Genomic DNA, 13,601 nt, shown 5'->3' with positions numbered 1-13,601 from the left:
TGCGTCAGTGCCCCGCTACCGAGGCGCGGAGTTTCTCAGTCAGTCTTAGAAGCTCCCGCTGCTCCTCGGCCGTGAGCGCAGGCGCCACCAGGTGCGCGATGTCCCGCACATGTTCCCGGCCGATGGTTTTTTGAAGCTCACTGCCCGCTTCGGTGAGTGAGAGCAGGACTCCTCGACCGTCGTCGGGCGCTGTTGTTCTTTCCACCAAACCGCGCTTCTCCAAACGGTCCACCAAGCGGCTCAAACTGGATTGGCTCAGCAGGACTTTGTCGTTGATTTCATTTAGCCGAAGCTGGCCCGAAGGGCATTTGGACAACGTGAAGAGCACGTCGTATTCCTTGACGGGCAGGGTCTTGAATGCCGGTCCCGACTGTAGCTTCCGCATCACCGCCACCTGGGAGCGGAACAACGACTCCCAGGTTTCGGCGGCGAGGCGAACGGCGGAGGAGGCCGAAGGGCTGGACATCAGGCGTCCTGCCCCGCAGCACCAGCAGTGGCGGATTCGCTGACCGTGGCTTCCAACGCGGTGGCGACGCGTGAGGCGTGCGTCGGTGCGTCCGGCACGTGCGCCGGCTTCATGGCGGCGTATTCCTTACGGAGTACCGGCAGGACTTCTTCGCCAAAGAGGTCCAGCTGCTCCAGCACAGTCTTCAGGGGCAGGCCGGCGTGGTCGATCAGGAACAGCTGCCGCTGGTAGTCACCGAAGGCCTCGCGGAATGTCAGTGTCTTCTCGATGACTTCCTGCGGGCTGCCCACGGTCAGTGGAGTCTGCGAAGTGAAGTCCTCCAAGGACGGCCCGTGCCCGTAGACCGGCGCGTTGTCGAAGTACGGGCGGAACTCCTTGACCGCGTCCTGTGAGTTCTTCCTCATGAAGAACTGACCACCAAGGCCAACAATTGCCTGGTCTGCCTTGCCGTGTCCGTAGTGCTCGTAGCGCTCGCGGTACAGGCCGATCAGCTGCTGGTAGTGCTCCTTGGGCCAGAAGATGTTGTTGGCAAAGAACCCGTCGCCGTAGTAAGCGGCGACCTCTGCGATCTGCGGCGTCCGGATGGAGCCGTGCCACACGAAGGGGGCCACGCCGTCGAGCGGCCGCGGTGTTGAGGTGAAGTTCTGCAGGGGTGTGCGGAACTTGCCGGACCAGTTCACCGTGTCCTCATCCCACAGTTTGCGGAGCAGGCTGTAGTTCTCAATGGCCAGTTCGATGCCGTCCTGGATGTTCTTGCCGAACCAGGGGTAAACCGGTGCCGTGTTGCCACGACCGAGGACCAGATCCACGCGGCCATCGGAGAGATGCTGGAGCATGGCGAAGTCTTCGGCGATCTTGACCGGGTCATTGGTGGTGATCAGGGTGGTGGCCGTGGACAGCGTGATGCGCTCGGTCTGGGCTGCGATGTAAGCCAGGGTGGTGGTGGGGGAGGAGGAGAAGAAGGGCCGGTTGTGGTGCTCGCCCAGGGCGTAGACATCCATGCCGATTTCTTCCACCTTCTTGGCGATGGCGACGGAGGCCTTGATGCGTTCGTTCTCAGTAGGCGTGCGGCCCGTGGTGGGGTCGGTGGTGATGTCGCTGACGCTGAATACGCCGATCTGCATGATGTGCCTTTCTCCCTGCCCGAGGTCCCGGGCTCTGTAAACAGTGTACCTCAAACTAGATGCATTTGCATGTATCGATACCTGTAACAGGGCAGGGCCTGGAATTGTTCCCGGCCCTGCCTATCGAGGGGCTGATGCGTTGGGGAGCCCGTTATTCTCCGGGATTGTGCGCTGCACGGCGGCCCGTGACGCGCGGAATCATTCCAGTGGTCCAGTCCTGGAACTCGCCCGATCCGTTGCTGGAGCTACCGTTGCTGCTGCTGTCACTGCCGCCGGGTCGGTCGTCACGTGTCGTCGTCGGCTTGTCCTGCAGGGCTTTCAGTAAATCCTTCTTCTCGCGGCGACCCTCCACAAGCTTGTAAAGGACCGGGACCAGGACCAGCGTCAAGGCAGTGGATGAAACCAGTCCACCGATCACCACGATTGCCAGTGGTTGCGAAATGAACCCTCCGCCACCCGTGAGGCCCAGCGCCATGGGAGTCAGGGCGAATACGGTGGCCAGTGCAGTCATGAGGATGGGACGCAAGCGCTGGCGTGCACCTTGCGTGATGGCATCGGCAACATTCATGCCCGGACTGCCATCATGTGGTTTGCGGTATTGGTTGATGAGGTCGATCAACACGATGGCGTTGGTGACCACGATACCCACCAGCATCAGCATGCCGATCAGTGACGGCAGGCCCAACGGAACGCCTGTCACCAACAGCAGACCCACTGCACCGGTAGCAGCGAAGGGTACAGAGACCAACAGGATCAGCGGCTGTATGAGTGATTTGAACGCGGCCACCATGATCACGTAGACGATCGCGATGGCTGCCAGGAGGGCCAGGCCAAGCTGCCGAAAGGACTCAGCCTGCTGGGTGGTGGCACCGCCGATAGTTGCCGTGACCCCGGCGGGCAGTTCCACAGCTGCCAGCCGTTCCTGCACTGCGGCGCTGACGCTGCCAAGGTTGGAGCCGGAAGGCGTCACCGTCACCCTCGCGGTCCTCTGCCCATTGCTGCTGGTGATGGATACGGGGGTGTCAACCTGCTCGACGGCGGCAATCGTCTCCAGGGCGACGCCACCGCCGCCTGTGGGGAGCTGGAGCGCACGGACTGCGGCAATGCTGGTGAAGCGCGTGCCCTCGCCAATTTGCACCGGATAGTCGTTTGTTTCGATCCGCACCGTACCGGCGGGAATGGGGCTTACGGTGGATGCCAGGAAGGCGCCTACCTGCTCCTCCGTCAGTCCTGCTGCCACCGCCTTTGCCCGGTCAACGCGAACCTGGACCACCGACTGCTTTGAAGCGAGGTTCGTGGCGACTTCGGAGCTGCCGGGGACGCCTTCCATGGCTTTCACCATGGCATCGCTTGCTGTCTGTAGGTCTGCGGAGTTCGCTGCCCTGATGGTGATGTCCACAGTAGAGGAAGTACCGAATCCTCCCTGCTGGGATCCAACGGTGACTTTACCGGCGGCCCCCTCCAGCCTGGCGCGGACCTCGTCCTGGAGTTTGCCTTGGTTTACTTTCTCGTCGGTGACAATGGTGAACGTCGAGTTCGAGGAGCCGGTTGACGTAAGGGCGGCGAAGCCCGTTTGGGCATTCCCTGAAGTGACCTGCACGTCCTTGATGCCCTGAATGCCCTTGAGGGATTCCTCAATCTTGGACGCTTCATCGCTGGTGGCCTGCAGGCTGGTACCCGGCGGCAGGACTTGGCGCACCGTCATGCTGTTCTCTCCGGAACGGCCGAGCAGGTCGGTGGCCAGAAGTGGTGAGACGGCGATGGTCGCCACCAACACCAGCGCTGCCGCGGACAGGGTAATGACCGGATGCTTTTGAGTCTTCGCAAGAATGGGAAGGTAGCCGCGCTGGAGGCGAGTCCTCTGTTCGGCTTCACGGGCCTTCTCGGCAGCTTCCTTGGCAGATGCCTGTGCCTCAGCGCCTTTTCCGGGGGAGGACAGGAACCAGTAGGCCAGGACCGGAACGATCGTCAGGGAAACCAACAGTGACGACAACAGCGCAATGGTCACTGTCAAAGCGAAGGGACGGAACAGCTCTCCGGCGAGGTCGCCCACGAAAGCGATAGGGAGGAAAACGGCCACGGTGGTGAGGGTGGAAGCCGTGATGGCTCCGGCCACCTCGCGGATGGACGTCAGGATAGCTGTTAGCTTGTGTTCGCCGTAGCTGAGGTGCCGCTTGATGTTCTCGATGACCACGATGGAATCGTCCACCACGCGCCCGATCGCAATGGTGAGGGCACCCAGTGTAAGGATGTTCAGCGAATAGCCTGTGGCGGAGATGCCGATAAACGTGATCAACAGGGACAACGGGATGGATACGGCCGTGACCAGGGTGGAGCGCACGGACATCAGGAAAACCAGGATGACGGCGACAGCAAAGCCCAGGCCGAGGAGCCCTTCGGTAGTGAGATCCTTGATGGACTTCTCAATGAAGGGTGCTTGGTCGAAGACCGGCGTGAAGGTCGCGTTGTTGCCGAGCTCGTCTTCCATGGGGCCGACGGCGTCCCGCACCGCATGCGAAATCGCCACCGTATCGCCCTCGGGCTTCTTCGTGACGGACAGCGCCAGGGTTGGCTTGCCGTTGGTACGGGTGATGGAAGTAGCAGCGTCGTCTTCAATACTGACGTCGGCCACGGCTCCGATGGTTGCAGCACCCTTGGCGCCGGCCAAAGGCAGTCCCTTGATGATGTCCAGGGAATCCACGGGGCTGCCGAGCTGGAGGGACAGGGTCTTGCCTTGATCCTCGATGGTGCCGACAGGAACCAAGGTGCCGTTATTTTTCAACGCATTGCTGATGGACTGGAGCGAGGCTCCTGTTGTTGCGAGGTCCGCGGGGCGGGGCTGTATCAGGATGTGTTGGCTGGATCCGCCGGTCACATCGGCGCCGCGGACGCCGTCGATCTTCTGCAACCGGGGAACGCTGAGCCGCAGGAGGTCAGCGTTGAGTTCGCTGAGGGGTTTGTCTGAGGACACCGCCAAATAGACGATCGGGAAGTCGCTGATGTTGCCGGCAATGGACTGGGGTTCGACGTCGGCGGGCAGTACCCGCTTGGCATTGGAGATCGCCCGGTCAATCTGGTTGCGCGCCCGGTCCAGGTTGGATCCGTACGTGAACACCATGGTGATCTGCGAGACGCCGTTGCGGGACGTGGATGTGGTGGACTCCAGACCCTCAACGCTGTTCAGGGCGGTTTCCAATGGCTGGCTCAACTGCTTGTCCACAACCTCCGGGGAGGCTCCGGGCATGGAGGTCACCACGGTGATCTGCGGGAACTCGATGGACGGAATGAGTTCCTGCTTGAGCGACCCCATGGTGATCACGCCGAACACCGCCGCAAAGACGGTGATCAGCGCGATCAGGGCCCGGTTTCCCAGGGACAGTTTGGCCAAGCGGAACATTGCATTGACTCCTGCGGTCTACGTAGCGATTCGACTGACGGGAACCGGCCGCAGCCCCGGGTGTGGCCTAGCTTTGGATAGCGTTGGCCACTTCCAATTGCAGCGACCTGGCGGTGCTTGCTTCCAGTTCCACGGCCAGGTCCGGATTCTCGTTGAGCTTGACGCCGTAGCCCGGCATCATGTCCTTGAGCTTGGACTGCCATCCCTTGAAGTTCTTGGGGAACGACTTTTGCAACAGTTCGATCATGATGGGCACGGCGGTTGAAGCACCCGGGGAAGCGCCCAGCAGGGCGCCGATGGAACCATCGCGGGAAGCGATGACTTCAGTGCCGAACTGCAGGACGCCACCCTTCTGAGGGTGCTTCTTGATGATTTGTACACGCTGGCCGGCGGTGATCAGTTCCCAATTGCCTCCTGCTGCCTCGGGGTAGTACTCGCGCAGGGCCTCCACCTTGGCCTCGTGCCGCTTGGCAACCTCCTTGATGAGGTAGACGGTGAGGTCCATGTTGTCCTTGGCTACGGCCAACATGGGAATGATGTTTCCCGGTCGGATGGACAGTGGGAGGTCCAGGTAGCTGGAGGTCTTCAGGAAGTTGGTGGAGAAACCTGCATACGGGCCGAAGAGGAGGGAACGCTTGCCGTCCACGTAGCGGGTGTCCAGGTGCGGGACGGACATGGGCGGCGCGCCGACGGATGCCTGGCCGTAGACCTTGGCGCTGTGCTGGGAGGTGATGGCGTCATCGGTGCAGCGGAAGAACTGGCCGGAGACGGGGAACCCGCCGTATCCCTTACTTTCAGGAATACCTGACGCCTGAAGCAGGTGGAGGGCACCGCCGCCGGCTCCGACGAAAACGAACTTTGCATGGATACGGCCGTGTTCGCCGGACTTGGGGTGCTTGATGGAGAGGTCCCATCCACCACCTGCTGCGCGGTGGATGTTGGTGACGTCGTGTCCGTAGTTGACCTCGGCACCGCTGCTCTGCAGGTAGCCGGTCAGTTCGCGGGTCAAGGCCCCGAAGTCGACGTCGGTGCCTTCCGCCGCGCGGGTTGCGGCAACGCGCTGCTTGCGGTCGCGGCCCTTGACGATCAAGGGTGCCCATTTGGCGATGTGGTCCTGGTCCTCGGTGTATTCCATGCTGCGGAACAGCGTGTTGGGCTTCAGGGCCTCGTACCGGGTCTTCAGGAAGTCCGCGTGGTCATCACCAATGACGAAGCTCATGTGCGGGACGGTGTTGATGAAACCCTTGGGGGACCCGATCACGTTGCTGTCCACCAAGTGGGACCAGAACTGGCGGGACAGCTGGAACTGCTCGTTGATGTGCAGGGCCTTGGAGGGGTCTACGGAACCGTCTTTTGCTGCGGGAGAGTAGTTAAGCTCACACAGCGCAGCATGGCCGGTGCCGGCGTTGTTCCATGGTCCGGAACTTTCGAGCCCTGCTTCGTCGAGTCTTTCGAAGAGGGAGATGGTCCAGGTGGGTTCAAGTTGCTTGATGAACGCACCAAGGGTGGCACTCATGATTCCACCGCCAATAAGGACGACGTCGGCATGTTGAGTCTTGGAAATGAAGGTCACGATCAATCTCCGTTAGCGGCGGCACTGGCTGTCACAGAATATCCCCGCGCAGACTCAATACTGAAATTGCGGGGAATCGTCAAGGCTTTAGGCGGACGTTTGTGAAAACTTCGTTGAGGACGGGGGAAGCCGGGTAGCTTTCCACCTTGTTGGACAGCGCCAGGGCCGAGATGGGGAAGGCGATAGGCACAGCCGGTACCGACGCCGCGATCTCCGCGTTGATGGCTTGATATTGGGTGTTGCGGTCGTCACCTTCGGGCATGGCCCGCGCGCGTTCTATCTTGTGGAAGACTTCCGAGTCCGCGTAGCCGAACTCGGCCCGTGATTCGCCGAACAAGGGTCCCAGGAAGTTGTCCGCGTCCGCGTAGGAGCCATTCCAACCGAGCAAGTGCAGGCCGCGGTCACCGGCCGACTGGACCCGTTGGAGGTAGCCGTCTTCCCAATCGATGGGAACCGGCTTGATGTTGAAGCCGACGGCCACGAGTTGGCGACTAAGTTCGGCGTAGATCTTTTCCGGGGTGGGCATGTAGGCCCGTGTGGCGTTGAGCGGGTAGTAGAACTTCAGCTCTTCACCCTTGTAACCGGCCTTCTTCAAGAGCTCTTTTGCCTTCTCCGGGTTGTACCCCAAGGAGGGAGCATTGTTGTTGAAGCCACTCAGTTTGGGCGGCACGAACTGTGATGCCTGCGCAGTGTTGTCGATGAAGAACTTGCGGATCAACGCTTCCTTGTCGATCGCCATTTCTATCGCTTGGCGGACCTCGGGCTTCTCTAACGGCGCGACTGCCTGGTTGATGCCGAGGTACATCACCGAGAACGGATCGCGCTGGATGATCTGGACACCCTTCTTGACCAATTGGTCAAAGGTCCCGGAGGTCACAAGATCGTAGGCGTCAATTTTGCCGTCCAGCAATGCCTGTTGACGCGTTTCCGCGCGATCGTAAGGGATGAAATTGATGGTCGCTATCTGTCCTCTGTTGCCCCAATAGCCCTTGTAGCTGGACAAGGTGATCTTCTTCTCGTCCCAGCCAGTGAACTCATACGGACCCGTACCAACGGGATGACCGGCGTAGCTGGACATGGTTTGGCCATTCCGGACCTGGTCAAGGACGTTGGCCTTTTGTGCCTCCAGGGCGGCGGGAGAGGATATTGCGAAGGCAGGCAGTGTCAAAGCCTGGAGGAATCCCGTGAAGGGCCGCGTCAGATTGATCCGGACGTCGCTGGCCGAGACCACTTTGCAGTCTTTGAAAATGGAGAACACCGGCTGGTCGGAGTAGGCCTTGAACACGCTTTGGAAGGAGATTCCGGGTGCTTGCTTTCGGAGGTCCTCGGGGAAGGTGAACCAGCGGTTGAAGTTGGCGCATACTGCGGTTGCGTCCAGTGGAGTGCCGTCGTGAAATGTCACGTCGGACCGGAGCGTGAAGTCGTAGCTCAGCCCGTTGTTGTTGTCCTTCCACTCCGTGGCCAGGAGGGGAGTGGTTTGGCCTGTCTCGCCGTCTACCCCCACGAGTCCTTCGAGGACTTGACGGGTGACCCGGTAGGACTCGGAATCAGCGGTGACTGCAGGATCGAGGCCCAACGGCATGGACGCCGTACCGAAATTGAAAGTTGCCGAGGGTTCGACGGCGGGGGAGTTGCTGGCGGATGTGGACAGTGCGGGGCCTGGTGTTCCTGTGCATCCTGCCAGTCCCAAAGCCACTACGGCAGCTCCGAACTGAATGCTTAGGCGCCGCCTTTTGCTGCTTGCCACTCTTGTCCCCTCAAGCCGGTTGGAAGTGCTGTGGCCGGCTTCGGCCAGACCGCATTCCAGTCTAGTTGAACGTCCTGAGTGCACTTCCCAGCGCACCTTCAGGATGGCCCCGTCTGCTTGAGGAGAAAAATACCCCCGGTCCTGCAACCGGGGGTATTTGTGTATCTGTGCGCAAGGGGGGACTTGAACCCCCACGCCCGAAGGCACAGGAACCTAAATCCTGCGTGTCTGCCAATTTCACCACTCGCGCTGGCTGGCAACCAGACCGCCCGTTGGACGGTCGATCCCATATACCGGCCTCCAGTGTACCCGCTACTTGTCCAGCTTGAGGTCCCGCCGGAGCTTGGCAACGTGTCCCGTAGCGCGCACGTTGTATTGCGCCAAGGAGAGCCTTCCATCGGGATCAACCACAAAGGTGGATCGGATCAGCCCCATATAGGTGCGGCCGTAGTTCTTCTTCTCGCCCCAGGCGCCATACGCCTCGGCAACGGAGTGGTCCTCGTCCGAGAGCAGGCGGAACGTCAGTTGTTCTTCCGCGCTGAACTTGGCGAGTGCTTTGACGGGGTCGGGGGAGACGCCAACAACTTCATACCCCGCAGCTTGCAGGGACCCGAGCGTGTCGCGAAAATCGCAGGCCTCCTTGGTACATCCGGGAGTGGATGCCGCGGGGTAGAAATAGAGGATGGTTTTCCGTCCCCGGAGGTCCCTCAAGCTCATGCTTTTGCCGGTTTCGTCCTGAAGTGTGAAGTCCGGGGCGATGTCTCCCGGGATAAGTCGTTCAGCCAAAATGTGCTCCTTGCCAGTGATCGCGATTTCCCAGTTTAGTGGGAGAAGCCGCGTCCTCACCGCTTCCACGCATATACTGTCGGCATGCCAGATATGGAGAGATGGCCCACCACCCGATTGCTTTCGACAGCTGCACGCCTGGTGGAAATCTCGTGGAACGAAAAATTGAAGTCCATCGGCCTTACCCACGCCGGTGTCATTGCCATGCAGGTATTGGCTGCCAAGGGTGCCATTACGCAGGCGGCTTTGGCCGAAGTTGCGCGGGTCAAAGCCCAAACCATGGGAACCACGCTCGCGAGGCTTGAGCTGCACGGGCATGTCACCCGACAACGTAGTGATTCCGACCGCAGAAGTCACGTGGTGACCCTTACCGATGCGGGTATTGCCGCTCTTGCTGAAGCAGTAAAGCTTGAGCAGGATGTTCTGTCGCCTGTCGCCGTGGACACCGCACGCCTCCGGGAGGAACTTCGGATCGTTGTCCGGGGCCTTGCCGGGCTGCCGGCGCCGGAATCGCACCAGATGGACACCGACCTGCCTCAAGTCTGACCCAAGCCTGTGGCCGGGGTTTCCTTCGCGAAAGGAACCCCGGCAAGGAAACAGAAAGGCTCCGGATCGTAGATACGATCCGGAGCCTTTCCTGTATGGTGCACCCCCCGGGACTCGAACCCGGAACCCATTGATTAAGAGTCAATTGCTCTGCCAGTTGAGCTAGAGGTGCAGCTATTGTTTCGGCTTACCCGGGAAATTTACATTCCCCGTTGACCTCCGCAACGACAAATAACTCTACACCACTATTTGACTACCGGAGACCAAAAGGGACAATCCGTGATGCACGCCATTTGATTGACCTTGAAAGAGTATTGAACAACAAAAAAGGCCTTGGAGTGATATTCACTCCAAGGCCTTTTGCTTGGTGCACCCCCCGGGACTCGAACCCGGAACCCATTGATTAAGAGTCAATTGCTCTGCCAGTTGAGCTAGAGGTGCAGCTGTTGATTTTGATCAAACCCGGAAGCTTTTCTTTCTCCGGCGATCTCCGCAACGACATGTAACTCTACACGACTTCCCCCGAAGAGGGAAATCGGCGCCTTGTCGCCTGCGGCCTCACGGCCCAACCTTCAGAATCACCGCAAAATCAGGGTTTCTGTTGTTGCTGATGACCCAGAGGGTGCCGTCTGGAGCCCGGGTTACGTCCCTGAGTCGCCCGTATTGTCCTGTGAAATAGGCCACAGGGGTGCCCGCGTTCTCGCCCTCGAGCGGAACCGCCCATAGTCTTTGGCCACGAAGCGCACCTGTGTAGGCAATGCCGTCCACGATTTCGAGGCCGCTTGGTGAGGCGTCGGACGTTGATGGCCAGACGACCTTCGCATCGATCAGTCCGCTTCTGGCCGGCGCGCCGGTCACTGTAGGCCAACCGTAATTTCCGCCCGGGATGATCAGGTTCAGTTCGTCATCCACATCCGGCCCGAATTCGCTGGCCCAGAGGCGTCCGTCGCTGTCCCACGCGAGGCCCTGCACGTTCCGGTGCCCATAGCTGTAGACGGGGTTATCGCCGAAGGGATTTCCCGGCGCCGGGCGTCCTTCCGGTGTGAGCCGAAGGATTTTGCCTCCCAGGGCGTTTGTATCCTGGGGTTGTTCCCGGCGCTGTGAGTCCCCGGTGCCTACGTAGAGGAACCCATCGGGGCCAAAGCGGATACGACCACCGTTATGGGTTGACGCCTTGGACATTCCGGAAAAGATCACTTCAGCCTCGCCCAGGACCAATTGACCACCGGAGTCCTCGGTCAGCTTCATTCGTGCAATCCGGTTATCGCTTGGCGAGGTGAAGTATGCGTACAGCCAGCGGTCCGTTGTGAAGTCAGGCGAGAGGGCCAGGCCGAGTAATCCGCCTTCTCCGCCGGGGTCGACGCCGGACACCTCGCCAATGGTGGTGGCCTGGCCGTTGTGGATGCCCTTGATTCGGGCGGAGTCCCGCTCGGAGACCACAGCTGTGCCGTTTGGCAGGAAGACGACCGACCACGGCAGCTGCAATCCGACGTCGAGCTTTTGAGCGACTTCCGGGATCTGTGGCGCTGCGGGCATCGTTTGGGCGGTTCCGGGGGCGGACGTCGCTGGACTGGTTGTCCCCTGCCGGGTCGCTGACGCGTCGGGTGTTGCCGCGGTGCCCGGCGACGATGGACTGCCAGTGCATCCCGTTAGCGACAGGACAAGCACAAGCGCAGAGGCAGGCGCCAGTCGTCCATGCCGTTCCGGAGAGCGCCTGCCCATGTTCCTTCCCGCCTGTATTCCTGGCTGCGCGGGGTTTTTCTCAGTGCCTGCTGCGGCGGGGTGGGCGGAAACCGGCAGCCTCCGCGTGTGCGGATGATTCGAACCAGACATCGGCAGCAGCGTCGTCATACCCTGCTGTGTCTTCGTCGTGGTAAGTCATGGCCGAGGCGTCGGCCTTGACGGGATACGCATCCCCTGGCGCGCTGGATGATCCGGTGCCGTAGGGATGCTCGACTGCCAGGTGACCGGAGCCGGCCGAATCTTCGGCTGCTGCTGACTCTGCTCCCGGCAGGGTGGGGGATTGGGCATCGGTGTACTCGTGATGATGGACAGGGGCGCCGCTCTCGTCTGTCCAGGAAGACTCCCACTCGGCCTTATCTGCTGCCTCATCTGCTGCCTCGTTGGAGGCGGCGGCGGGAGAACCTGAGTCCCAGTCGTCAACGTCGCCAGCGTCGGGGCCACCGGCGTCGGCGGCATGGATCTTCGTGTCCGTGTCCACAACGGGTTCGTCCACAACGGGTTCGTCAATCACGGGCTCGGCCACCGCGGGGGGTGCGATGACTGGTTCGGCCACTGTCAATCCGGGTGTGGTGGCCGGCTGGACATCGGAGGCCGCAAGAGCTGGTGAATCGTCGACGGCGGTGCGGGGCCAGGCTTGCGTGTCATCAGTGACGGGGGAGGCGCCGTGGATTTCTTCAGATGGACCGGGCTCGGAACGGTGGGGTTCGGGGGTGCCGGGTTCGGCAATGTCTGGTTCGGCAATGTCTGGTTCGGCAATGTCTGGTTCGGCAACCCTTGGTTCGTCGACAGTCGGGCCGCTGCCTTCGGCGGCGGTCCTGCCCAGGTTGGTCACTCCAGCCAGGCCGGCCACCCCTGCCGCCGTTGCGGCGGGGTCCGGCATGGAAGCTGTGTTGCTGGGTTCCATCGCTGCCGGAGCAGTCGTGCTGGATGGCCCGGAAAGGCGATCATCCGCGGGAGCTTGGCTCGGGGTGGTATCTATGTTTCCTGTCTTGTTGCGGTTCATTAGCCACCAAACAATTGCGACGACCAAAACAATGACAATGACCCAAATTAACCAGTCCATGGTGGAGGCCCTTCTGCTCACTGGGGTGAAGCTCGTGGTAATCCCGACGTTACGTGCCTGCTTATGGGCTGTCCAGCGTTTGACCTGCTGCTTCGCCTAATTTGACAGTCCCCTTACTAATTTAGGGCCTCGGGAAATCATGGTCAGGTAATTCTCCGCGAGTCGCCTAGTCTGACTCCATGGACTTCAAAAGGCTGCAGATTCTGCGCGAATTAGCGGACCGGCAAAGTGTCGGCGCCACCGCCGAGGCCATGAATGTCACAGCCTCGGCCGTTTCACAGCAGCTGAAAACACTCCAGGCGGAGATCGGTGTTGTCCTTGTGGAGAAGGTGGGTCGGGGCGTTCAGTTGACCGAAGCAGGGATGGCCATGGCGGCAGCAGCATCGGATATAGCCACAGCCATGGCCCGGGCGGAGTCCACCATTGACACCTACCGGAAGGGTTGGCAAACACGCGTTACGGCTGCGTTCTTTCCCAGTGCAGCGGAAATGCTCCTTCCGGGAGTGCTGCACCGCGTCTCCTCCGTGGACGGGCTGACTTTCGATGCACATTTCGAGGATCCGGGAACCGCCCACTTCGCTCCCTTGGTAGCGGACTACGACATCGTGCTGGCCCACAGCGTGGACGGGCCGGAAGTTTTTGCCCGGCGGGGCCTGACTGTAGTGCCGCTTTTGGAGGAAGCCCTGGACGTTGCCATGCCGGCCGGCCATCCCCTGGCATCAAAAGCCCGGCTAAGCCCCCAGGATGTTGTTGATTACCCGTGGATCGGCGTCCCCGAGGGCTTCCCCTTCGACACCGTCCTCCGCCAGATCGAACTCCATGCTGGCCGGCAGGCCCTGAGGGGTCAGCGATATCCGGATCTGAGGGTGCTTGAGGCTTTGGTGGGCGCGGGGCATGGCATCTGCCTACTGCCTCGGTACACTGCCCGGGCAAGTGCGCGGCGGGGGCTCGTTCTTCGGCCTCTTACAGACGTTAAGGCAAGCAGAAGCATCGTGGCTTTGTCGCGGCAGGAAGTTGCCGCGCGGGCCACCATTGCCAGCGTCCTGGACATGCTCAAGAGCGAAGCTGAATCCATTGCCAGGGAACTCAATGAGTCACATCCCACCGCGTGAGATGCGGACCGCCTGGGCGCGGACCATTGCTTGCGGGCAGGATG

10 protein-coding genes and 3 tRNA genes are annotated in these 13,601 nt (G+C 61.0%); 2 read left to right on the top strand and 11 right to left on the bottom strand.

What is annotated here, in order from left to right:
• Nucleotides 1–4: 4 nt before the first annotated feature.
• From ACIQTW_RS02870 to bcp, 7 genes are all read right to left on the bottom strand, one after another.
• The gene (locus tag ACIQTW_RS02870) at nt 5–466 is read right to left on the bottom strand and encodes a MarR family winged helix-turn-helix transcriptional regulator (protein ID WP_054808488.1); all 462 of its coding nucleotides are present in this window, start codon (nt 464–466) and stop codon (nt 5–7) included.
• On the bottom strand, nt 466–1,590 hold the full coding sequence (locus tag ACIQTW_RS02865; RefSeq protein ID WP_402933506.1) for an LLM class flavin-dependent oxidoreductase: 1,125 nt from the start codon (nt 1,588–1,590) through the stop codon (nt 466–468). Before ACIQTW_RS02865 ends, ACIQTW_RS02870 begins: the two co-directional genes overlap by 1 nt.
• Before the next feature lie 151 nt (nt 1,591–1,741).
• A complete protein-coding gene (locus ACIQTW_RS02860) occupies nt 1,742–4,987 on the bottom strand; it encodes an efflux RND transporter permease subunit (protein WP_402933504.1) in 3,246 nt (1,081 codons plus the stop codon).
• A 67-nt stretch (nt 4,988–5,054) separates the two neighbouring features.
• On the bottom strand, nt 5,055–6,560 hold the full coding sequence (locus tag ACIQTW_RS02855; RefSeq protein ID WP_402933502.1) for a malate:quinone oxidoreductase: 1,506 nt from the start codon (nt 6,558–6,560) through the stop codon (nt 5,055–5,057).
• 79 nt (nt 6,561–6,639) lie between these two features.
• Nucleotides 6,640–8,307 carry an ABC transporter substrate-binding protein gene (locus tag ACIQTW_RS02850; protein ID WP_402933500.1) on the bottom strand — a complete coding sequence of 556 codons (1,668 nt, stop codon included), beginning with the start codon at nt 8,305–8,307 and terminating at the stop codon, nt 6,640–6,642.
• 168 nt (nt 8,308–8,475) lie between these two features.
• Nucleotides 8,476–8,557: transfer RNA gene (locus tag ACIQTW_RS02845), tRNA-Leu, on the bottom strand.
• A gap of 62 nt (nt 8,558–8,619) precedes the next feature.
• Nucleotides 8,620–9,093, bottom strand: a complete 474-nt coding sequence (bcp, locus tag ACIQTW_RS02840) for a thioredoxin-dependent thiol peroxidase (RefSeq protein WP_402933498.1) — start codon at nt 9,091–9,093, stop codon at nt 8,620–8,622.
• 84 nt (nt 9,094–9,177) lie between these two features.
• Between bcp and ACIQTW_RS02835 the strand changes: the two genes are divergently transcribed.
• Nucleotides 9,178–9,639 carry a MarR family winged helix-turn-helix transcriptional regulator gene (locus ACIQTW_RS02835; RefSeq protein WP_402933496.1) on the top strand — a complete coding sequence of 154 codons (462 nt, stop codon included), beginning with the start codon at nt 9,178–9,180 and terminating at the stop codon, nt 9,637–9,639.
• Between the two features lie 96 nt (nt 9,640–9,735).
• Here the strand turns inward: ACIQTW_RS02835 and ACIQTW_RS02830 are convergent.
• The 4 genes from ACIQTW_RS02830 to ACIQTW_RS02815 form a co-directional block, all read right to left on the bottom strand.
• Nucleotides 9,736–9,811, bottom strand: a tRNA-Lys gene (locus ACIQTW_RS02830).
• A gap of 193 nt (nt 9,812–10,004) precedes the next feature.
• A tRNA-Lys gene (locus ACIQTW_RS02825) sits at nt 10,005–10,080 on the bottom strand.
• 117 nt (nt 10,081–10,197) lie between these two features.
• Nucleotides 10,198–11,361 carry a PQQ-dependent sugar dehydrogenase gene (locus ACIQTW_RS02820; RefSeq protein WP_402933494.1) on the bottom strand — a complete coding sequence of 388 codons (1,164 nt, stop codon included), beginning with the start codon at nt 11,359–11,361 and terminating at the stop codon, nt 10,198–10,200.
• Between the two features lie 40 nt (nt 11,362–11,401).
• On the bottom strand, nt 11,402–12,445 hold the full coding sequence (locus tag ACIQTW_RS02815) for a hypothetical protein (protein ID WP_402933492.1): 1,044 nt from the start codon (nt 12,443–12,445) through the stop codon (nt 11,402–11,404).
• A gap of 179 nt (nt 12,446–12,624) precedes the next feature.
• Between ACIQTW_RS02815 and ACIQTW_RS02810 the strand changes: the two genes are divergently transcribed.
• Nucleotides 12,625–13,557 carry a LysR family transcriptional regulator gene (locus tag ACIQTW_RS02810; RefSeq protein WP_402933491.1) on the top strand — a complete coding sequence of 311 codons (933 nt, stop codon included), beginning with the start codon at nt 12,625–12,627 and terminating at the stop codon, nt 13,555–13,557.
• Nucleotides 13,558–13,601: the final 44 nt, after the last annotated feature.

Origin of the sequence: Paenarthrobacter sp. NPDC090517 (assembly GCF_044769165.1) — a bacterium.
In the GTDB taxonomy this organism is placed as follows: Bacteria; Actinomycetota; Actinomycetes; order Actinomycetales; family Micrococcaceae; genus Arthrobacter.
This window is presented reverse-complemented; position numbering and strand designations above follow the sequence as displayed.

Coding starts and splice junctions, on each gene's coding strand:
- ACIQTW_RS02865 (WP_402933506.1), bottom strand. CDS start 1,590: ATGCAGATCGGCGTATTCAGCGTCAGCGACATCACCACCGACCCCACC.
- ACIQTW_RS02860 (WP_402933504.1), bottom strand. CDS start 4,987: ATGTTCCGCTTGGCCAAACTGTCCCTGGGAAACCGGGCCCTGATCGCG.
- ACIQTW_RS02810 (WP_402933491.1), top strand. CDS start 12,625: ATGGACTTCAAAAGGCTGCAGATTCTGCGCGAATTAGCGGACCGGCAA.
- ACIQTW_RS02835 (WP_402933496.1), top strand. CDS start 9,178: ATGCCAGATATGGAGAGATGGCCCACCACCCGATTGCTTTCGACAGCT.
- ACIQTW_RS02870 (WP_054808488.1), bottom strand. CDS start 466: ATGTCCAGCCCTTCGGCCTCCTCCGCCGTTCGCCTCGCCGCCGAAACC.
- ACIQTW_RS02815 (WP_402933492.1), bottom strand. CDS start 12,445: ATGGACTGGTTAATTTGGGTCATTGTCATTGTTTTGGTCGTCGCAATT.
- ACIQTW_RS02820 (WP_402933494.1), bottom strand. CDS start 11,361: ATGGGCAGGCGCTCTCCGGAACGGCATGGACGACTGGCGCCTGCCTCT.